Source organism: Serratia sp. EC4 (genome assembly GCF_059652115.1).
Genome location: NZ_JBNIDE010000008.1, coordinates 111,616 through 131,831 on the forward strand (window position 1 = coordinate 111,616; position 20,216 = coordinate 131,831).

At 58.5% G+C, this 20,216-nt stretch carries 19 protein-coding genes; 11 read left to right on the forward strand and 8 right to left on the reverse strand.

What is annotated here, in order from left to right; genetic code table 11:
* Positions 1-3: 3 nt before the first annotated feature.
* The 4 genes from prmA (at position 4) to ACP39K_RS19685 (ending at position 3,150) form a co-directional block, all read left to right on the forward strand.
* Positions 4-885: a 50S ribosomal protein L11 methyltransferase gene (gene prmA / locus ACP39K_RS19670; protein ID WP_019453179.1), complete on the forward strand. Its 882-nt coding sequence runs from the start codon at positions 4-6 to the stop codon at positions 883-885.
* 393 nt (positions 886-1,278) lie between these two features.
* Positions 1,279-2,283 (forward strand): tRNA dihydrouridine synthase DusB, encoded by a 1,005-nt coding sequence (dusB, locus tag ACP39K_RS19675; RefSeq protein ID WP_033639281.1) that lies wholly within the window; start codon positions 1,279-1,281, stop codon positions 2,281-2,283.
* Entirely contained in the window at positions 2,265-2,561 is a 297-nt protein-coding gene (gene fis, locus ACP39K_RS19680) for a DNA-binding transcriptional regulator Fis (protein WP_000462905.1), read from the forward strand. The genes dusB and fis overlap by 19 nt, the downstream gene beginning before the upstream one ends.
* A 241-nt stretch (positions 2,562-2,802) precedes the next feature.
* Positions 2,803-3,150, forward strand: a complete 348-nt coding sequence (locus tag ACP39K_RS19685) for a YkvA family protein (protein ID WP_497008776.1) — start codon at positions 2,803-2,805, stop codon at positions 3,148-3,150.
* Between the two features lie 173 nt (positions 3,151-3,323).
* Here ACP39K_RS19685 and ACP39K_RS19690 read toward each other — a convergent pair whose 3' ends face one another.
* Positions 3,324-3,665, reverse strand: coding sequence for a KPN_00521 family repetitive protein (locus ACP39K_RS19690; RefSeq protein WP_016930249.1), 342 nt, complete (start codon positions 3,663-3,665; stop codon positions 3,324-3,326).
* Positions 3,666-3,913: 248 nt separating this feature from the next.
* Between ACP39K_RS19690 and lpxO the strand changes: the two genes are divergently transcribed.
* From lpxO to ACP39K_RS19710, 4 genes are all read left to right on the forward strand, one after another.
* Complete coding sequence (gene lpxO / locus ACP39K_RS19695) at positions 3,914-4,819, forward strand: lipid A hydroxylase LpxO (protein WP_004936848.1); 906 nt, start codon at positions 3,914-3,916, stop codon at positions 4,817-4,819.
* 301 nt (positions 4,820-5,120) lie between these two features.
* Positions 5,121-6,041 (forward strand): kdo(2)-lipid IV(A) palmitoleoyltransferase, encoded by a 921-nt coding sequence (lpxP, locus tag ACP39K_RS19700; protein WP_016930250.1) that lies wholly within the window; start codon positions 5,121-5,123, stop codon positions 6,039-6,041.
* Between the two features lie 115 nt (positions 6,042-6,156).
* On the forward strand, positions 6,157-6,852 hold the full coding sequence (locus ACP39K_RS19705) for a CTP synthase C-terminal region-related (seleno)protein (protein ID WP_497008777.1): 696 nt from the start codon (positions 6,157-6,159) through the stop codon (positions 6,850-6,852).
* A 701-nt stretch (positions 6,853-7,553) separates the two neighbouring features.
* The gene (locus ACP39K_RS19710) at positions 7,554-11,492 is read left to right on the forward strand and encodes a non-ribosomal peptide synthetase (RefSeq protein WP_497008778.1); all 3,939 of its coding nucleotides are present in this window, start codon (positions 7,554-7,556) and stop codon (positions 11,490-11,492) included.
* Between the two features lie 41 nt (positions 11,493-11,533).
* Here ACP39K_RS19710 and ACP39K_RS19715 read toward each other — a convergent pair whose 3' ends face one another.
* Together ACP39K_RS19715 and ACP39K_RS19720 are read right to left on the reverse strand one after the other, a co-directional pair.
* Entirely contained in the window at positions 11,534-12,223 is a 690-nt protein-coding gene (locus ACP39K_RS19715; protein ID WP_004936833.1) for an LrgB family protein, read from the reverse strand.
* Complete coding sequence (locus ACP39K_RS19720; protein ID WP_028127545.1) at positions 12,216-12,638, reverse strand: CidA/LrgA family protein; 423 nt, start codon at positions 12,636-12,638, stop codon at positions 12,216-12,218. Before ACP39K_RS19720 ends, ACP39K_RS19715 begins: the two co-directional genes overlap by 8 nt.
* A gap of 140 nt (positions 12,639-12,778) precedes the next feature.
* Between ACP39K_RS19720 and ACP39K_RS19725 the strand changes: the two genes are divergently transcribed.
* Positions 12,779-13,666, forward strand: coding sequence for a LysR family transcriptional regulator (locus ACP39K_RS19725; protein WP_016930254.1), 888 nt, complete (start codon positions 12,779-12,781; stop codon positions 13,664-13,666).
* Between the two features lie 76 nt (positions 13,667-13,742).
* Here ACP39K_RS19725 and ACP39K_RS19730 read toward each other — a convergent pair whose 3' ends face one another.
* From ACP39K_RS19730 to ACP39K_RS19750, 5 genes are all read right to left on the reverse strand, one after another.
* Entirely contained in the window at positions 13,743-15,392 is a 1,650-nt protein-coding gene (locus ACP39K_RS19730; RefSeq protein WP_016930255.1) for a Na+/H+ antiporter, read from the reverse strand.
* Between the two features lie 197 nt (positions 15,393-15,589).
* On the reverse strand, positions 15,590-16,951 hold the full coding sequence (locus ACP39K_RS19735) for an NCS2 family permease (protein ID WP_004936819.1): 1,362 nt from the start codon (positions 16,949-16,951) through the stop codon (positions 15,590-15,592).
* 332 nt (positions 16,952-17,283) lie between these two features.
* Positions 17,284-17,691, reverse strand: coding sequence for a VOC family protein (locus tag ACP39K_RS19740; RefSeq protein ID WP_033639279.1), 408 nt, complete (start codon positions 17,689-17,691; stop codon positions 17,284-17,286).
* Positions 17,692-17,738: 47 nt separating this feature from the next.
* Positions 17,739-18,407: a glutathione S-transferase family protein gene (locus ACP39K_RS19745; RefSeq protein ID WP_016930257.1), complete on the reverse strand. Its 669-nt coding sequence runs from the start codon at positions 18,405-18,407 to the stop codon at positions 17,739-17,741.
* The gene (locus tag ACP39K_RS19750) at positions 18,404-18,847 is read right to left on the reverse strand and encodes a lipocalin-like domain-containing protein (RefSeq protein ID WP_033639278.1); all 444 of its coding nucleotides are present in this window, start codon (positions 18,845-18,847) and stop codon (positions 18,404-18,406) included. Before ACP39K_RS19750 ends, ACP39K_RS19745 begins: the two co-directional genes overlap by 4 nt.
* 195 nt (positions 18,848-19,042) lie before the next feature.
* Here ACP39K_RS19750 and bhsA point away from each other — a divergent pair, with 195 nt between their 5' ends.
* Complete coding sequence (bhsA, locus tag ACP39K_RS19755; protein ID WP_004936809.1) at positions 19,043-19,303, forward strand: multiple stress resistance protein BhsA; 261 nt, start codon at positions 19,043-19,045, stop codon at positions 19,301-19,303.
* Between the two features lie 149 nt (positions 19,304-19,452).
* The gene (locus ACP39K_RS19760) at positions 19,453-20,202 is read left to right on the forward strand and encodes a 3-oxoacyl-ACP reductase family protein (protein WP_497008779.1); all 750 of its coding nucleotides are present in this window, start codon (positions 19,453-19,455) and stop codon (positions 20,200-20,202) included.
* Positions 20,203-20,216: the final 14 nt, after the last annotated feature.

Consider the following 20,216-nt stretch of genomic DNA (forward strand, 5'->3'; position numbering starts at 1 on the left):
GCTATGCCTTGGATCCAACTCAAACTGAACACCACCGGCAGCCAGGCGGAAGACCTGAGCGACGCGCTGGTGGAAAGCGGCGCCGTGTCGGTGACCTTCCAGGACACCCACGACAACCCGGTGTTCGAGCCGCTGCCGGGTGAAACCCTGCTGTGGGGCGATACCGATGTGATCGGCCTGTACGACGCGGAAACCGATATGGCCGAGGTGGTGGCGATGCTGGAGCAGCACCCGCTGCTGGGCGCCGGTTTCCGCCACAAGATAGAACAGCTGGAAGACAAGGACTGGGAGCGCGAATGGATGGACAACTTCCACCCGATGCGCTTCGGCGAGCGCTTGTGGATCTGCCCGAGCTGGCGCGACGTCCCGGATCCTGACGCGGTTAACGTGATGCTCGATCCGGGCCTGGCGTTCGGCACCGGCACCCACCCGACCACCGCGCTGTGTCTGCAGTGGCTGGACGGCCTCGATCTGGCCGGCAAAACCGTCATCGACTTCGGCTGCGGTTCCGGCATTCTGGCGATCGCCGCGCTGAAGCTGGGTGCGGCGCGCGCTATCGGTATCGACATCGATCCCCAGGCCATTCAGGCCAGCCGCGACAACGCGCAGCGTAACGGCGTCTCAGAGCGTCTGGAGCTGTATCTGCCGAAAGACCAACCGGCGGACCTGCTGGCGGACGTGGTGGTCGCCAACATCCTCGCCGGCCCGCTGCGCGAACTGGCGCCGCTGATCGGTTGCCTGCCGAAGGCCGGCGGTCATTTGGGGCTGTCCGGCGTGCTGGCCAGCCAGGCGAGCAGCGTTGCGGAAGCCTACGAAGAGAAGTTCGCGCTCGATCCGGTCGCCGAGCGTGAAGAGTGGTGCCGCATCACCGGCCGCCGTAAGTAAGCGCCACGGTCTATTGCCCGCTCATCCACCGGCCCCGCGCCGGTGGATTTTTTTTTGTCCGGCGATCGGCCACGGACAAGACAAAATTTTATGCAATTTTTCGCCTTTCAACGATGGATCGCCCTGACAATGCGCCTTCCAGGCAGGCTATCCCGGCAAAAATAGCGGGCGAATGCATATAATATCCTGCGCAAAGGCGAATATTTTACTGCACACAAAACAAGCACTTTTCGTCAACTCATTGTAAAATATATACAATATTTTTATGAATCACTGCGCAGCGCATTTTTTGCCCTAATAGCGAGCCAATTGGTTAAAGTTTGGCCTTTCATCTCGGCGCAAAAATGCGTAATATACGCGCCCTTGCGGACACAGTATGGTCACTCTTTGTCTATGCGCATTGGACACCACCAGCTTACTAATTGCCTGATTGCGGCCCCGATGGCCGGTATTACAGATCGCCCGTTCAGAACCCTCTGTCATGCAATGGGTGCTGGGATGGCCGTATCCGAAATGCTCTCCTCCAACCCGGAGGTGTGGCGGACGGATAAGTCGCGTCTGCGTATGGTGCATAGCGATGAACCAGGGATCCGCTCCGTGCAGATTGCCGGATGCGATCCTGATGATATGGCCGCCGCCGCGCGTATCAACGTGGCCAGCGGCGCGCAGATCATCGACATCAATATGGGATGCCCGGCCAAAAAAGTGAACCGGAAGCTTGCCGGGTCCGCTTTGTTGCAGTACCCGGATCTGGTTAAACGGATCCTCCACGCGGTGGTTGACGCGGTGGATGTGCCGGTAACGCTGAAGATTCGCACCGGCTGGGCGCCAGAGCATCGTAACTGTGTAGAGATTGCCCAACTGGCCGAAAACTGTGGTATTCAGGCCCTGACGATTCACGGCCGAACCCGCGCCTGTCTGTTTAACGGCGACGCGGAATACGACAGCATTCGGGCAGTTAAGCAGAGTGTTTCCATTCCGATTATCGCGAATGGGGATATTACTGACCCGCATAAAGCCAGAGCAGTGCTCGACTACACCGGGGCCGATGCCCTGATGATAGGCCGCGCTGCTCAGGGGAGACCCTGGATCTTCCGGGAAATCCAGCATTATCTGGACACTGGGGAGTTGCTGCCGCCGCTGCCGCTTGGCGAGGTGAAGCGCTTGTTGATTGGGCACATTCGGGAATTGCACGGCTTCTATGGCCAAGGCAAGGGATTCCGGATTGCTCGTAAGCACGTGTCCTGGTATCTCCAGGAACACGCTCCGAATGACCAGTTTCGGCGCACATTCAACGCCATAGAGGATGCCAGCGAACAGCTGGAGGCGTTGGAGGCATATTTCGAAAATCTTAGCGTAAAAAAAGAGCTGACAGAACTATGTTCGAACAACGCGTAAATTCTGACGTACTGACCGTTTCTACCGTTAACTCACAAGATCAGGTGACTCAAAAGCCTCTGCGTGACTCGGTTAAACAAGCACTGAAGAACTATTTTGCTCAACTGAACGGTCAAGACGTAAATGACCTGTATGAGCTGGTACTGGCTGAAGTTGAACAGCCACTGTTGGACATGGTGATGCAATACACCCGTGGCAACCAGACCCGCGCAGCCCTGATGATGGGCATCAACCGCGGCACGCTGCGCAAGAAGCTGAAAAAATACGGCATGAACTGATACTAGTCAGTTAACGTGTTGATAAAAGGCGCTTTATCTCATTTGATAAGCGCCTTTTTCTTTTGGGTAATTTCATTTCCAAGCGTACTATCCTTCCTCATCTCATTGCTGCTCATCTTACAAATGGTATTCTGGCAGCCGCATTCAAAGCAGGATGCTTGCCAATCCTCAAATAAGTTAAAGAACAATAATCAAACTCAATAATAATTAATATAATTAATTGTTTTAAAAGGAAATTAAATTGGAAAACAAACATACTACAGCAGAAGATTTCGACGACAGCAGCTTCTGGAATAAAATCATGCGTTACGCAAAGAAAGCAGGAAACGAGGTGATTGAGAAAGCACTTTGGCTTTACTTTGCCGCTCAACGTCCTAATACCCCACTGTGGGCCAAAACAGCCATCTACGGGGCGTTGGCGTATTTTGTATTGCCAATTGATGCGATCCCTGATGTCGTGCCTGTGGTGGGATACACGGACGATCTGGGTGTACTCGCTACCGCTTTAGCTTCTGTTGGCATGCATATCGACGACGAAGTAAAAAATGATACAAAGGAAAAAATGGCTGCTTGGTTTGATGCAAAATAATCATGACAACCAGGCATATATGTCCCAGTAAAAAGCGTTAGCTGATACCAGTCGTTAACGTGTTGAAAAGGCGCACCCTTGCAAGAGGCGGCGCCTTTTTCTTTTGTGGCCTGCCCGGTTTAAGGGCAATAAAAAAGGCCGCAGCGCGGCCCTTGGGGTAAAAAGCGGAGACCTTACTCGGTCGCTTTGTTCTTGAGGCTTTCCGCCCCTTGCTTGGTCTTGTCCCAAGCCTTCTCCGTACCTTGTTTGGTGGAGTGCCAGGCTTTTTGCGAGCCTTCGCTCACTTTGCTGCCGACGCTGTCGCTCTTGCCTTCAGCGGCGTGCTTGGCTTTCAGCTTCAGCTCTTCACCCTTGTCCTGAGACTGGTGCAGCTTTTCTTTGGCGGTATCCGCCCCTTTATGCGCCTCAGCGACGACCTCGTTGCTGGCGTGAGCGGCGGTGTCGGTCGCGGTTTCAGCAGCGAACACCGGGGAAGCGAGCAGCAGTGCAGACAAGGCAATGATTGATTTCTTCATAAGTCCCTCTTTTCTCAGATACGTGCCATTCGTCATGACACAAGATGGCATGAAACACCCCTTGAACGATTTAAGAATAGGACTAAAACCAAAAAAATCGATATAAAATTTCATTACCAACGGTTTTATTGATTTTTTATGCCACCAAGCAGTATGAGCGGGGAAAGCGCACGAAAAAGTTAAATTTTTCCTGTCACAAAACTATAATTTGTACGAATTTTTAACACGCACCAACAGGGATGGATTCTATGGTTGCCGCGATCATTATCGGCATTTTTATCATCAGCTTCCTCTACGCACACTCCCGCGGCAAAGAGAAACAAAAGCTTACCCGCCAACTGTTCGATCACTCCACCTTTATGGGGCCGATCAACATGTTTATGACCGGCTTCTCCCGTTTGCCCGCCAAACAGCCCTATTTCGACGAAAAAGGCTTCCCGGAGCTGCAGACGCTGACCGACAACTGGCAGGTGATCCGCGAGGAAGCCGTGCGCTTGCAGGATCACATCAAAAAGGCGCAGTCGCACAACGACGCCGGATTCAACACCTTCTTCAAACGCGGCTGGAAACGTTTTTATCTGAAGTGGTACAGCGACAGCCACCCTTCGGCGCAAACGCTGTGCCCGAAAACCGTCGAACTGCTCAACCGCATCCCATCCGTAAAGGCGGCGATGTTCGCCGAGCTGCCGCCCGGCAGCCATTTGGGTAAACACCGCGATCCTTACGCCGGCTCGGTGCGCTATCACCTGGGGCTGATGACGCCCAACGACGATCGCTGCTTCATCGAGGTGGACGGCGAGCAGCACAGCTGGCGCGACGGCCAAGCGGTGATCTTCGATGAAACCTACGTGCACTGGGCGCAGAACGCCACCGATCAGACGCGCATCATTCTGTTTTGCGACGTCGAGCGGCCCATGAAATGGCGCTGGGCGCAAGCGGTCAACCACTGGGTCGGCGCTACGCTGATGTCGGCGGCCAGTTCGCCGAATGACGATCAGGACCGCACCGGCGGCATCAACCGCATCTTCAAATACGTCAACGCGGTGCGCGACGCCGGCCAGCGCCTGAAGGCGCGTAATCGCCGCGGTTACTACCTGCTGAAGTGGCTGGTGATCGCCGCCATTTTCGCCGCCATCATCCTCCCCAGTCTGTAAACCGCCGCCAATCGTCAATCCAGAGGCAACGCGAATGAGAATATTCGCATGCCTCTCTTCCTCTGTACCCCGTACCCTGTGTTAACATACGCATTCCTAGAGCCGCCTCCGCTGGCCAACAGCTATCCCTCCGAAGCCTGATAGCAGCGCAAACCGCCCTTCGAATGTAAATGTTTAGTCAATTATGGAATTCCGACTAAACCCTGGCCGTACCCGGGTGTCTGAGTAGTCGTATCGCTATCGAGTGGAACCTTTATGCGTTACAGCTTGCTGCCCCTTTTAACGTATAAAAAGAGTTTCTATGAAATCAGCCAAAGCATTTCAACTGGCCTTGCTGCACCCGCGCTACTGGTTAACCTGGTTCGGCCTCGCCCTGCTGTTCCTGCTGGTCCAGCTCCCCTACCCGTTGCTCAATCGGCTGGGAGTGTGGATGGGGCGCACCTCGATGCGATTTCTCAAACGCCGCGTCACCATCACCCGTCGCAACCTCGAGCTGTGCTTCCCCGAGATGGACGAAGCGCAGCGCGAGCGCAAGGTGGTGGGCAACTTCGAATCGCTCGGCATGGGCCTGTTGGAAACCGGCATGGCCTGGTTCTGGTCGGATAAACGCGTCAAACGCTGGTTCAACGTCTCCGGCATCAACCACCTCAAAATGGCGCAGCGCGACGATCGCGGCGTGCTGGTGATCGGCGTGCACTTCATGTCGCTGGAGCTGGGCGGCCGGGCAATGGGCCTGTGCCAGCCGATGATGGCGATGTACCGTCCGCACAACAATAAAGCGATGGAGTGGGCGCAGACCAAAGGCCGCATGCGTTCCAACAAGGCGATGATCGACCGCAAGGATCTGCGCGGCATGGTGCACGCGCTCAAGCGCGGCGAGGCGGTATGGTTCGCGCCGGATCAGGACTATGGCCCGCGCGGCAGCGTATTCGCGCCGCTGTTCGCCGTCGATCAGGCCGCCACCACCAGCGGCACCTTCATGCTGGCGCGCATGGCCAACCCGGCGCTGGTGCCGGTGGTGCTGATCCGCCGCGAAGGCGGCCGCGGCTACGACCTGCTGATCCAGCCGGCCCTGGAAGACTACCCGCTCAGCGACGAACAGGCGGCGGCGGCTTACATGAACAAAGTGATCGAGAAAGAGATCATGCGGGCGCCGGAGCAATACATGTGGCTGCACCGCCGCTTCAAAACCCGACCGGCTGGTGCGCCCTCGCTGTACTGAGCCCCATTTTCCAGCCCGGCCGACGCCGGGCTTTTTTGTGCGCCGCGTTTAAAAAATCTGCGGCTCAAAATCCCGCTTTCCTGTAATCTCCTTCTTTACCCGCACAGGAAAGGAAATGATGAAAGCTCAAGTCCGCATTGCTCTGGTCGGTGATTACAACCCGCAAGCCGTGGCCCATCAGGCCATCCCCGTGGCGCTCCAGCTCACCGCCGCCCATCTCGACATCGACGTGCAGCCCCAGTGGCTACCGACCGAATCCTTGACCTCCCCCGATGTCCTGCAAGATTTCGATGCCATCTGGGTGGTGCCGGGCAGCCCGTATCGACACGACGACGGCGCCTTTATGGCGATCCGCCATGCGCGGGAAAACGACGTGCCGTTTCTCGGTTCCTGCGGCGGTTTTCAGTACGCCATCATCGAGTACGCCCGCAACGTGATGGGCTGGCACGACGCCGGCCATGCGGAAACCGACAGCGGTGGCCGGTTGGTGATCGCCCCGCTGAGCTGCTCGCTGGTGGAAAAAACCGGCGACATCGTTTTTCAGCCTGGCACCCGCGTCGCGCAGGCCTACGGCTGCCTGAACACCCATGAAGGCTACCACTGCAACTTTGGCGTGAATCCGGACTTCGTCGCCGACCTTGAGCGCTTCCCGCTGATTATCAGCGGCCACGATGCCGAAGGCGACGTGCGCGCCATCGAACTGCCGGGCCGGCGTTTTTACGTCGCCACGCTGTTCCAATCAGAACGCGCTGCGTTGCGCGGCGAGCTTTCGCCGCTGGTGGTGGAACTGATCAAAGCCGCCGTCTGCTAACCTGCACCTCTCCCGTAGGATCCAGCCGCAGCGAGACACGGTTCTCGTTGCGTCTTTCATTTCGGGTATCAACTCGACATCAACGTTTCACATTTATTATCTCATTAAAGTTAATCCATTAATCGCCCAATAACGGATCATTCATCGCAGTTTAATTGAAACGTCATACTCCTATGAAAGTTAACAGCAGCATTACGAATAAAGAAATGCATGAAATCACAATAAGCTTTATTTCTTATTATTCATTATTATTTCTTTTATAATAATACAGCATAAGAAATTCTTTATAATTTTTTATGATTCAGCCTGTTATCTCTGGCAGAGAAGCCATCGAACTTGCCCGCTTGGATACCACTCCGTTATCGTTCACGATCCTCCTCAGCGCCGCCCCTTTTCATCAAAAATAAAAAACACAAATAAAACACAGCATTACACCCTTGCACCTGCTGATGACATGCAGAAAAACCAGTCAATCTTGATTAACACGCGACAAAAGCAATGACAAAAAATTAGTTTAAAAATAAATAAAATATAAATCATTAATCATGAAAACATTGAATTAATCATAATTAAACAAAACCATTAAAAATATTTAATGTGAAAACAGGCCAACTTAATAATCACCTTTTATAATGTTCGAGTGCTTGGCTGCGACTCATTTTATTTAATTCGATTCATTCCTCATTTGTGGAGGTGGTTCCGTGTCCGCTTATTCCCTGACGACCGTGCAACAAGCCGTGTGGCTAGACCAATCTTTAAACCCCGATATCCCCTTATATAACGTTGGGTGTTTATGGCGCGTAGAGCGCGAGATTTCGCTACCGCTTTTTCAAGAAGCCATACGGCAAATACAGCAACAACATGATGCGTTGCAAACCACGCTGAAAGAAACGCCGCAAGGCATTACCCAGGAAACCTGCGACCGGGCCTATATCGACCTGCATTACCATGATTTTTCGCAGAGGCAAGATGCCATCAGCCTGGCAGAAACACACCTTCGTTCTCAATTCCTGCAGCCTTATTCACTGTATGACAGCCTGCTTTGGCGCTGCCACCTGGCCAAAGTCAGCGGATCCAGCACGCTATGGCTGCTTGCTTCCCATCATCTGATTGCGGACGGCACCTCAATTTCCCTGCTGAGCAAAATGATCATGGAGCGCTATAAACAATTAAAAGCAGGGATAAAAAACGAAGCCCCCCGCTCGCGTTACCAAGACTTCGTCATTAGCGATCGCGCCTATCAGCAGTCTCCACGCTACGAGCGCGATCGTGATTTCTGGTTGAAGCGTTTCATCGACGCGCCCCCCTCCATGCTGGAACGCCGCCAAAATCACTGTGAGCAACAAACCTACCCCAGCCATCAGATAATCAAGCGGTTGCCACGCGAGCGTTTCCTTCAGTTGGAACAATACGCCGCCGCACAGGGCGGTTCTGCCATGCATTTTTTTAGCGCTTTGCTGGCCACCTGGTTCGCCCGGATTTGGCAAACCGATCAATTCACGCTGGGCGTGCCGGTACATAACCGCAGTACCGCCGAACATAAGCAAACTTTGGGCATGTTTTCCTCGATGATCCCACTGCACATCACGGTCGATTCACAGCAGTCCTTCGGCCACTTACTGCGACAAATCGGCAGCGAGCTGCGCCAGTGTTATCGTCACCAGCGTTTTCCCATTGCCGAACTCAACCGCCAGTTGAACCTGCATCAGCAGGAGCGGCGCCAGCTGTTCGACATCAGCTTTTCGCTGGAGGTTTTTCCGACCGACATCGAACTGGAGGGCAGCCAGTTCAAGGTTGAAAACCTGCACCACGGTCAGGAACAGCTGCCCCTCGGCGTCTACCTGCGCCATTACCATCCGGGCGACGACCCGCTGCTGGAGTTCAACTTCAATCAGGCCTGGTTCGGTCAGGAAGACGGTGAACGCATCGCCGCCCGCATACTGCACCTGCTGAACACCCTACTGGACGGCGATACGGCGCTGCCGCTGGGGCAGTTGCCGCTGCTGTTGCCGCAGGAAAGACAGCAAATCTTCCATCAATGGAATGAAACCCGACAAACATGGGCAGACATGCCGCAAGGCGTACATCAATTCCTGGAACGGCAGGCCGCGCTGACGCCAGAAGCGCCGGCGCTGTGCTACGAAGACCACGAGATCAGTTATCAACAGCTGAATCAGCGGGCGAATCGATTGGCTGCCTTTCTCAGGCTGCAGGGATTACAGCCTGACGATCGCATCGCGGTATGCGTCAACCGCAGCCCGGATATGGTGATTGCCCTGTACGCCATCCTGAAGGCGGGCGCCGCCTATGTACCGCTCGATCCCGACTATCCGCAAGACCGTCTGCGCCACATGCTGCAAGATTGCGGCGCCAGATTCGTTCTGATCGACAATGGCGGCGAACACGCGCTGCACCCGCTGCGTGATATCGCCGTGCCGCGATTGCATCTTCAGCGTGAGAGTCATCTGTGGCGGCAAGCACCGGATGGCAACCCGCCGCCGCTGGCCGCCGATCCACAGCGCAGCCTGGCTTATGTGATTTACACCTCCGGCTCGACGGGGAAACCCAAAGGGGTGATGAACGAACACCGCGGGGTGATCAACCGACTACTGTGGATGCAAAAGGCGTATACACTGACGCCGGATGATGTCGTGCTGCAGAAAACGCCGTTCAGCTTCGACGTCTCCGTGTGGGAGTTTTTCTGGCCGATGATGGTCGGCGCCCGGCTGGCCATCGCCAAACCGGGCGGTCACCAGGAACCGGATTATCTCAGCGCCTGCATCGCACAACATGGCGTCACCACACTGCATTTCGTCCCCTCTATGCTGCAACTGTTTCTGCGCCACGGCGATATGGCGCAGTGCGCCTCCCTGAAACGCATCGTGTGCAGCGGCGAGGCGTTGCCGCTCGCTACGGTACAACGTTGCCTGCAGCAGTTGCCGCAGGCGGAACTGCACAATCTCTACGGCCCGACGGAAGCCGCCGTAGACGTTTCCAGTTGGCAATGCCTGCCCGATGATCCTCGCCCACTGGTACCGATCGGTAAACCGATCGCCAATACCCAGCTCCATATTCTGGATGACCAACTGCAACCGTTACCGCCTGGCATCGCCGGCGAATTGCATATCGGTGGTATTCAGGTTGCCCGTGGTTATCTGAACCGCGCGGCGCTGAGCGCCGAGCGATTTATCGCCGACCCTTTCAGCGCCGAGCCGCAGGCTCGCCTGTATAAAACCGGCGATCTGGCCCGCTGGCTGCCGGATGGCAACATTGAGTATCTGGGCAGAAACGATTTCCAGGTCAAAATCCACGGCCTGCGCATTGAATTAGGTGAGATCGAGCAACAGCTCAGACAGTGTTCAGGGGTTGAAGACGCGGCCATTCTGGCGCGGGAAGACGAAAGCGGCGGCAAGCGCCTGGTCGCCTATGTCATCGCCCCAGAGCAAACGGCCGCCGCCGCCGAATGGCGTCGGCAATTGCAGCAACACCTGCCGGACTTTATGGTGCCGTCCTGTTTTATCCGGCTGGATGCTTTTCCGCTGTCGCCCAACGGCAAGCTGGATCGCAAAGCGTTACCGGCACCGGCCAACATGCAGGAAACCGCTGCTTATGAAGCCCCGCAAGGCGAGCTGGAACAGCAGTTGGCCGAACTGTGGAGCGAACTGCTGGGCACAACGCGCATTGGCCGCGACGATGATTTCTTCGCGCTGGGCGGCCATTCGCTGCACGCCATTCAACTGCTGGTTAAACTGAAGCGACACGGGCATTCGTTAGGCATTAAGACGCTGTTTGCTCACTCGACGCTGCGCGGCCAGGCCCGTATCCTCACCGACGGCGTGCCCGCAACGGCTCCAGCCACCTCCGAACCCCTGCAGCAGCTATTGACGCGTCTGAATCAGGCCAGTTTTACCTTTAAACAGGTAGAGCGCCTGAACCACGCCATCACCCCCGACAGCGTTTGGATGATCCATCCCGCCGTCACCGGTTGCGATGTTTATCGCGATCTGGCGAACTATTTAGAAAAAGATTTCAATGTGTTAGGCATCAACAATTATAACCTGTTCCAACAGCCGCACATCACTTCGCTACGCGAGCTGGCGGCGTATTATCTCGGCCATATGCGGTTGTCGCCGGCGCGCCCCGTCCGTCTGTTGGGTTGGTCGCTAGGGGGCCTGATCGCGCTGGAGATGGCAGCTCAACTGGAAAGCCAAGGCTATCGCGATATCCAACTGTTCCTGCTTGATACCTTCTACCGAACCCCATTCCAGATCCGCAGCGAGCCGGGCATGCTGGCGGCGATGCTGGCCATGTTGGGTATTGACGGCGAGGCCGCCGACCGGGCATTAAAGGCCGAGCCGACGGAGCTGGCATTGGCGAAACAAACGCTCAGCGCACCGTTGCAACATGCACGCATCACGCTGTTCAAGGCGACCGAAGATGCAAATCTGAATATCACCGGCCTGGGCGATGAGCGGGAGCTGCTGGCGATTGCCGACAATGGCCTGTCGGCAATCTGCCAACATCTGCAGGTGCATCCGTTGCCCTGCAATCATCACTCTATTATCTTCAGCCACGAGGAGATAGGACGCGCCTTGCGCCAGTCATCGCGCACGCCGGCGATGCTCGGCAACCTTCCTTGACGCTCTACGGTCTGCGGCGCCGTTCGCCGCAGACCGCCTCCTTACCACATCAGCCGGCCGATAAGTGGCGCGGCCACCACCGTGATAATGCCGGCCAACATCATCACCAGGCTCGACACTACGCCCTCCTGTGGCCCCAGTTCATAGGCGCGGGCGGTGCCGGCGCCGTGCGACGATGCGCCAAAGCCGGCCCCTTTCGCCAGGCGGCTGCGTACAGCCAGCCGCAGAAACAGAATGTCGCCCACCGCCATACCGAACACCCCGGTGATCACCACGAACAGCGCCACCAGGTCCGGCTGGCCGCCCATCTGCTTGGCGGCCTCCAGCGCAAACGGCGTGGTGATCGAGCGCACCGCCAGGCTGCGCTGCACCTCTTCCGGCAGCGTCAGCAGGCGCGCCAGCCACACCGAGCTGTACACCGCCACCAGCACCGCCGTCGTCACCCCGGCGGTCAGCGACAGCCAGTGGCGACGAATGATATGCAGGTTCTCGTACACCGGCACCGCGAAGGCGATGGTCGCCGGCCCCAGCAGCCACAGCAGCCAGTGGGTTTCACCGATGTAGTCCTGATAGGAGATGTGGGTGACCACCAGCAGCAACACCAGAATCATCGGCGTCAGCACCAGCGGCATCAGCAGCAACGTGCGGCGGCGGCGATAGAGTTTCTTGTTGGCGAAATAGAGCGCCAGCGTCGCCAGAAAACAGGCCAGGCTAAGGATAAAATCATTCATGGCGCTGCTTCCGCCGCTGAAGCCAAATCTCCAGCCGATACACCCTGTCCACCACCAGCCCGGTGGCGCCCAGCGTCAGCATGGTGCTGATCGCGATCACCAGAAAGATCTTCCAGCCCTCGACCATCAGCAGCTGGGCATAGTTGACCACCGCCACCACCGCCGGCACGAAAAACAGCAGCATTTCCGCCAGCAGCCAGCGGGAGCCGGCCTTGACCCAGCTGAGCGGCAGAATGCGCAGCAGGATCAGCGCCAGCAGCATCAGCATGCCGACGATATTGGCGGGGAGCGGCAGGTGGAATTGTTGCACCAGACGATCGGCGATCAGAAACAGCGCCGCATACAACGCCACCTGGATCGGTACCTGCAAACGGGTCAGCAGGGAGGGGGCAACGCGGCGTAACGCCAGAGACATGAAAGATGACCTCGAACAATAAATTGACGGCCTACAGTATACGCAGCCGGGAAACCACGCCTGAAATGAATTAAAATTATCGTCATCATGCCGTCCGGGAATAGTTTCCCGCCGGTAGCGTCCCCAAGGAGAACCCTAACGTGGATGTCCGCACCCTGCGCTACTTCGTTGAAGTGGTGCGCCAGCAAAGCTTCACCCGCGCGGCGGAAAAACTGTTCGTCACCCAGCCCACCATCAGCAAAATGCTGCGGCATCTGGAGGAAGAGCTGGAATGCACGCTGCTGATCCGCGAAGGCCGCAAGCTGCGCCTGACCGACAGCGGCCAGGCGGTGTACCAGCGCGGCCTGACGATCCTCGACGAATTCCGCCAGCTGGAGGCGGAACTGGAAGACATCAGCTCGGTGAAAAAGGGCGTGCTGCGGCTGGGCATTCCGCCGATGGTCGGCAGGCAGATCGCCGATCTGATCCGCCGCTTTCGCCAGACCTACCCCGGCATTGAATTGAAGATTTCCGAACTGGGCGGGCTGTCGGTCGAACAGGCGGTGATGTCCGGCGAACTGGATCTGGCGATGACCGTGTTGCCCTTCGATTCGGCGCAGCCGCTGACCTTTCTGCCGCTGCTGGGCCACCCGATGTGCGTGGTGGCGCCGCGCACGCCGCAGTGGCTCAACCGCACCCGCATCAATATCGCCGAATTGGCCGACAGCCCGATCCTGATTTATAACGAAGACTTTGCGCTGTACAAGATGCTGATGAAGGCGTTTCGCCAGGCCGGTTTTGAACCGCAAATCGCGGTGCGCAGCGGCCAATGGGACTTCCTCGCCTCGATGGTGCAGGCCGGCGTGGGCATCGCCATGCTGCCGGAGCCGGTTTGTCGCTGGCTGGACAAGGAAAACCTGGTCTGGCTGCCGCTGGAGCCGCGCATGGAGTGGAAAATCGGCCTGATCTGGCGCCAGGGCAGCTACCTGTCGCACAGCGCGCAGGCCTGGATCGCCTGCTGCCGCGACTACTGGCCGCCGCTCAAGTAGCCAAAAAACAAGGGCCGCACAGGCGGCCCTTCAGGACAGAAATAAAGAGGAAAAACGTTAATTCCCCTTCTGAGGTTTACCCTTCGCGCTCGATCAACAGCGCTTCGAGCAGGTCGAGATCGTGCAGCAGTTTTTGCAGCGTCTCGTTGCTGATTTTCTGCGTGGCGCGCAGATGGTACAGCTCGCCGCGCTCGGCGCGCAGCGCCGTCAGGCGGAAACGCCGCTCGAGGTTTTCCATCGCCAACGCATTCTCGATATCGTCTTTCGACGCGATACGCCGCCGCAGCATGCCCGTCACCCGCGAGCTGACCTCTTTCAACACCTGCGGATCGAGGTTTTCTTCGGTATCGGCAACCAGGCGCTCTTCCATTTTATTCACGCTCTCGATCGCCACCTCGGCCGCCATGGCGATCGCCATGCGCTCTTCCTGCTTGCTGGCGCTCTTGTCGGCCACCTGCACGCCACGCAGCAGCAGCGGCAACGCCAGCACGCCGACGATCAGCGACAGCAGGATCACCCCGGCGGCGATAAACACCAGCTGATAGCGCGCCGGGAAGGCAGTGCCGTCGCTCAGCAACAGCGGTATCGACAGCACGCCGGCCAGGGTAATCGCCCCGCGCACCCCGGCGAACGACGCCACCCACAGCTCACGCGTGCTGTAATCGCCGAACTGCAGCGGGCGCTTTTTCATAAAGCGGTTGCTGGCCTTCTTCATTATCCACAGCCAGGTAAAACGCAGCACCAGCAGCGCGGCGTAGATGGTGGCCACGTCGGCGAACAGATACCAGGTCTGGATGGTCGGATCCAGCTCCGCCTGCAGGATGGAGGTTTCAAGAATGCCCGGCAGCTGCAGGCCCAACATGATGAACACCATGCCGTTGAACACGAACTCCAGCATCGCCCACACGCTGTTGGCGCGCAGGCGCATCGCCAGCGGCGCGTTGCGGATCACGCCGGACTGGCTGATGGTCATCCCCGCCGCCACCGCAGCCAGGATGCCGGAGACGCCGATATGTTCGGCGATCAGATAAGAAGCGAACGGCAGCAGCAGCAGGAACACGATCTGGGTCGCCGGATCGTCGCCGCTCCAGCGGCTCATCACCCGCAGCGATTTACTGTAGGTCCAGGTGACCGCCACGCCGGCCAGCAGGCCGCCGATCGCCACTTTGAGGAATTCAAGGGTCGCGCCGCCCACGGTGAACACCATGGTGCCCATCGCCACCGCGATGGCGAACTTGAGCGACACCAGGCCGGACGCGTCGTTCATCAGCGCCTCGCCCTCGAGCACCCCCATGATCGGCTTGGGAATGCGCCCTTTGCCGACGATGCCGGACAGCGCCACGGCATCCGTCGGCGACAGCACCGCCGCCAGCGCGAAGGCCGCCACCAGCGGAATGCCCGGCACCATGGCGTAGATCAGATAACCGACGCCGACCACGGTGATAAGCACCAGCACCAGCGCCAGGCCGAGAATTTCACGCCCGTGATGCAGGAACTCCCGCGTCGGCGTTTTCCAGCCGTCGGCGAACAGCAACGGCGGGATGAACAGCACCAGGAACAGTTCGGGATCAAAATCGACGTGCAGCCCGAAATGCGGCCAGGCCAGCAGGGCCCCGATGGCGATTTGCATCAGCGGCAGCGGCACCTGGAACGGCAACATGCGCGTCACCACCCCGGACAGGGAGACCACCAGGATCAAAATGAGGATTGTAAAAAAGATTTCCATGCTTTCCTTAGACTCTACGATTCAGACGACATCGGCTCAGGGCCTGCGTTGGTCACGATAGTAGATCACTTTTTTTACAGCCGTTAAAGCTTGTTGTGCCTTTCAAAACGCGGTGCAGAGCAGAAGAAGACTTATCTTAAGAAGGGAATTGCCGTAACAGGCTCCCCCGCCCGGCGGGCGAGGGAAACCCAAGGGGCTTAAATCGCCCAGCCGCCGGCGTAGAACGCCACCAGCGCCACGGCGATCAGCACGGTGCCGATGTTCAGCTTGCGCCATTCGCCGGAGAAGATGCGGCCGATGACCAGCGAGCTGAAGCCCAGCATGATGCCGGTGACGATGTTGCAGGTCAGCACGATGAACACGGCGCACAGCAGGCCGGCCATCGCGTCGACGAAGTCGTTGAAGTCCAGCTTGGTGACATTGCTCAGCATCAGCAGGCCGACGTACATCAGCGCCGGCGCGGTGGCGTAAACCGGCACCAGATAGGCCAGCGGCGACAGGAACAGGATCAGTAGAAACAGAATGCCGACCACGGTGGCGGTCAGGCCGGTCTTGCCGCCCGCGGCGGTGCCGGCGGCGGACTCGATGTAAACCGCAGCGGGCGCGGCGCCCACCAGGCCGGAGAAGATGCTGCTCAGGGAATCCGAGGTCAGCGCCTTGCCGCCGTTGATGATCTGCCCGTCTTTATCCAGCAGATTGGCCTGCCCGGCCACCGCGCGGATGGTGCCGGTGGCGTCGAACACCGCAGTCATCACCAGCGCCAGCACGCTCGGCAACACCACCGGCTGCAATGCGCCCATGATGTCCAGGCTGAAGATCAACGACTTGCCGTCAGCGTCCGCCAGGCTCGGCATGGCGAACAGCCCCTGGTATTTCACCGCCGGGTCGAAGATCAGGCCGATGATGGAAATGGCGATGATCACCAGCAAAATGCCGCCGGGCACGCGCAGTTTCTCCAGGCCGAAGATCACCGCCAGGCCGACCAGCGTCATGACGACCGGGAAAGAGGTGAACGCGCCGAGCGCCACCGGCAAGCCATCCAGCGGGTTCTTCACCACCAGGCCGACGCCGTTGGCGGCGATCAGCAGCAGGAACAGCCCGATGCCGATGCCGGTGCCGTGCGCCACGCCCATCGGCAGGTTGCGCAGGATCCAGGCGCGGATGCCGGTGACCGAGATAATGGTAAACAGCACGCCCATCAGGAACACCGCGCCCAGCGCCACCGGAATGCTGATGTGTTGGCCCAGCACCAGGCTGAAGGCGGTAAAGGCGGTCAACGAGATCGCACAGCCGATGGCCATCGGCAGGTTAGCCCACAGCCCCATCAACAGCGACCCCAGACCGGCCACCAGGCAGGTGGAGACGAACACCGCCGCCGGCGGGAAACCCGCTTTGCCCAGCATGCTCGGCACCACGATCACCGAGTACACCATCGCCAGGAAGGTGGTCAGCCCCGCCACCACCTCCTGACGCACGCTGCTGCCGCGCGCGGAAATTTTAAAATAGCCATCAAGCCCGCCGGTTGGTTTTGCGGCGTGGTTCGCTTGAGAGTTCGACATAGGTTACTTCCCCTGTGTTTCATGAATCGGCCCGTCACAGCAGGCCTGTAATCTCGCCCGCGCCCGATCGCCACGTAATCGTTTACGTCACGTTCCGCATCCTTGCCCTTATGCCACACCGCCAACGGCGATGCGCACCCAGGCAAACGTTTAACTCGCAGCGCGCGGTACGGGTGATTTATGGTGGTTTATTCAAGGCAAACGATTATCCTGCCTTCCCTAGCGTCTAATCAACTAAAGATCGCGGCAATTTATGCAGAAAGCGGCGGGAATGGCGCTCGCGCGATAAAACCGGGACGACGGTCGCCCCGGCGAACGCCGTCATGGCGGGGTTATTGCGTCTGCACCGCAGCGGGATCCATATACATCAATTCCCAGATATGACCGTCCAGATCCTGAAATCCATGGCCGTACATCACGCCGTAGTCCCGCGGCGGGTGGTAGGTGTTGCCGCCGCCGGCGACCGCCTTGCGCACCAGTTCGTCCACCGCCGCCCGGCTGGGTTGCGACAGGCACACCAACACTTCGGTGGCCTGGTTGGCATCGCCGATCGGGTTCGGGGTAAACATCCTGAATTTGTCGTGGGTCAGCAGCATCACGTAAATCGTGTCGCTGACCACCATGCATGCGGCGGTATCGTCGGTAAATTGCGGGTTGAAGCTGAAGCCGAGCTGGGTAAAAAACGCCATTGAGGCGGGCAGATCGCGTACGGGCAGGTTAACGAAGATTTGCGTAGCCATGGGCTACCTCCGATGAAGAATGACCCCATCGAGTATAGCCCATCCGCTTAACTCAGCAGGTCGTAAGGACCGCCCTGCTCCAATGCTCGCTGGTAGGCGGGCCGGGCGTGAATGCGCTGCAGGAAGCCGCGCAGTTTCGGGCAATCATCCAACGCGCCGCGCGCCGCCATCGCCTCCAGCGGGAAGCTCATCTGAATATCCGCTGCGCTGAAGTCGTTGCCAACGAACCAGCTGCCCTTATTCAGGTGCTGTTCGAGGTATTCGCAGTGCGGCGCGATCTGCTTGTCGAGGTATTCCCGCTGCACGCCTTTGCCGATCGCGCCGGCCACCGGCCGCAGCAGCCAGGGGATCGGCGGCTGGCCGAGACGGCTGAACACCAGCTTCATCACCAACAGCGGCATCAGCGATCCTTCGGCGTAGTGCAGCCAGTAGCGGTATTGCTGACGCGCGTGGAAGTCGGTTGGCATAAACATGCCCTGTGCGTCGTAGGCTTCCTGCAAGTATTCGATAATGGCGCCGGATTCCGCCAGCGTCAGATCGCCATCGACGATCACCGGCGATTTGCCCAGCGGGTGGATCTTTTTCAGCGCCGGCGGCGCCAGCATGGTCTGCGGATCGCGCTCGTAGCGCTGCACCTGATAAGGCACGCCCAGCTCTTCCAGAAACCACAGAATGCGCTGCGACCGCGAGTGATTGAGATGATGAACGATGATCATGACGAAGCCCCTGTCCGCTGCCACACCAGTTCGCCAACCTGCACGCCGTTGCCGAGCTGCAGCGGCACCGTGCGCAACGTCAGCCGATCGCCGCTGAAAGCGTAAAAACGCACCTGACGGCTGCCTACCCAGTTGGGGAACGAACAGCCTTCGACCTGATGCACCACCCGCTGCTCGCTTTCTTCCACCTGATAGTGGCCAAAGTAGCAAATCATATTGATGAAGGCGGCGCGGATCTCCCGCTCAGACCCCTGCGCCAAATCGGCGGCGGCGAAACGCGGCCGCACGGCGCTGTAAAGCTGCGCCGCCATCGTGCCGTTGGCCTCATAGTGGATGCGCCCCAACACCTGCTCGCCCAGCGGGTAATTCAGCTCGCCGTTCTGGTTTTTGAACACCGACGACACCAACGCCCAACTGCCGATAAACGCGCTTATCGTCATGACGCTTCTCCGGTTAAGGATCGTCTGTAAAGGGTAGTGGCGATTTTTGCCCCGCGCCAGCGGATGAAAAACAATCAATTTATTTGACGGAGATACTCAAAACTCTCCGATTTTTTATTCACATCCGGTGCACTAGTATTTAACACATCGAGAGACAACGGGCTCTCACCTAACAAACACTCTGAGGAACGCATCATGAAAAACGTCAAAATTTTTGCTACCGCTGCGCTGCTGGCTACCGCTTCTTTCGCAACCTTCGCCGCTGACCTGCCTTCCAGTCAACCAGCTGCAGACGCCCAGAAGATCGGCGTCGTCACCGTGAGCGGCGCCGCTAACCTGAGCGCGCTGGAAAGCGAACTGGCCAGCAAAGCCGCCGCGTCGGGCGCCAGCGCCTACCGCATCGTCGCCGCCGGTGGTCAGAACAAACTGTACGGCACCGCAGAAATCTTCAACTGATCGTCGGACAGCCAACCGACGGAAGAAAGAAGCCCCGCAAGGGGCTTTTCTCGTTGTGGGCAGGCAAAGCTCTTTGTGAACAGTGGCCGCCGGACATTTCACCGATACTGGGAATAACGCCTTACCCTCACCCACTTTGGAGAAATAACATGACCACAGCACTCCCACTGCAAGGCAAAGTCGCATTCGTTCAGGGCGGTTCCCGCGGCATCGGCGCCGCCATCGTTAAACGCTTGGCGAGCGAGGGCGCCGCCGTCGCCTTTACCTACGCCGCCTCGGCCGATCGCGCCGAAGCGGTGGCGAGCGCCGTGACCGCCGCCGGCGGCAAAGTCCTCGCCATCAAGGCCGACAGCGCCGATGCGGCGGCGCTGCAGCAGGCGGTTCGCCAGGCGGTGAGCCACTTCGGCAACCTGGATATTCTGGTGAACAACGCCGGGGTATTTACGCTGGGCGGCACCGAGGAACTGGCGCTGGACGACCTGGATCGCATGCTGGCGGTCAATGTGCGCAGCGTATTCGTCGCCAGCCAGGAGGCGGCGCGCCACATGAACGACGGCGGCCGAATCATCCACATCGGCAGCACCAACGCCGAGCGCGTGCCGTTCGGCGGCGCGGCGGTGTACGCGATGAGCAAATCGGCGCTGGTCGGGTTGACCAAGGGCATGGCGCGCGATCTCGGCCCACGCGGCATCACCGTCAATAACGTGCAGCCCGGCCCGGTGGATACCGAGATGAACCCGGACGCCGGCGAGTTCGCCGAACAGCTCAAGCAGCTGATGGCGATCGGCCGCTACGGCAAAGATGAAGAGATCGCCGGCTTCGTCACCTACCTGGCCGGCCCGCAGGCGGGTTATATCACCGGCGCCAGCCTGAGCATCGACGGCGGTTTTTCGGCGTAGCGCTCAAAGCCCCG

Coding starts and splice junctions, on each gene's coding strand:
- prmA (WP_019453179.1), top strand. CDS start 4: ATGCCTTGGATCCAACTCAAACTGAACACCACCGGCAGCCAGGCGGAA.
- dusB (WP_033639281.1), top strand. CDS start 1,279: ATGCGCATTGGACACCACCAGCTTACTAATTGCCTGATTGCGGCCCCG.
- fis (WP_000462905.1), top strand. CDS start 2,265: ATGTTCGAACAACGCGTAAATTCTGACGTACTGACCGTTTCTACCGTT.
- ACP39K_RS19690 (WP_016930249.1), bottom strand. CDS start 3,665: ATGAAGAAATCAATCATTGCCTTGTCTGCACTGCTGCTCGCTTCCCCG.
- lpxO (WP_004936848.1), top strand. CDS start 3,914: ATGGTTGCCGCGATCATTATCGGCATTTTTATCATCAGCTTCCTCTAC.
- lpxP (WP_016930250.1), top strand. CDS start 5,121: ATGAAATCAGCCAAAGCATTTCAACTGGCCTTGCTGCACCCGCGCTAC.
- ACP39K_RS19705 (WP_497008777.1), top strand. CDS start 6,157: ATGATGAAAGCTCAAGTCCGCATTGCTCTGGTCGGTGATTACAACCCG.
- ACP39K_RS19715 (WP_004936833.1), bottom strand. CDS start 12,223: ATGAATGATTTTATCCTTAGCCTGGCCTGTTTTCTGGCGACGCTGGCG.
- ACP39K_RS19720 (WP_028127545.1), bottom strand. CDS start 12,638: ATGTCTCTGGCGTTACGCCGCGTTGCCCCCTCCCTGCTGACCCGTTTG.
- ACP39K_RS19730 (WP_016930255.1), bottom strand. CDS start 15,392: ATGGAAATCTTTTTTACAATCCTCATTTTGATCCTGGTGGTCTCCCTG.
- ACP39K_RS19735 (WP_004936819.1), bottom strand. CDS start 16,951: ATGTCGAACTCTCAAGCGAACCACGCCGCAAAACCAACCGGCGGGCTT.
- ACP39K_RS19740 (WP_033639279.1), bottom strand. CDS start 17,691: ATGGCTACGCAAATCTTCGTTAACCTGCCCGTACGCGATCTGCCCGCC.
- ACP39K_RS19745 (WP_016930257.1), bottom strand. CDS start 18,407: ATGATCATCGTTCATCATCTCAATCACTCGCGGTCGCAGCGCATTCTG.
- ACP39K_RS19750 (WP_033639278.1), bottom strand. CDS start 18,847: ATGACGATAAGCGCGTTTATCGGCAGTTGGGCGTTGGTGTCGTCGGTG.
- bhsA (WP_004936809.1), top strand. CDS start 19,043: ATGAAAAACGTCAAAATTTTTGCTACCGCTGCGCTGCTGGCTACCGCT.
- ACP39K_RS19760 (WP_497008779.1), top strand. CDS start 19,453: ATGACCACAGCACTCCCACTGCAAGGCAAAGTCGCATTCGTTCAGGGC.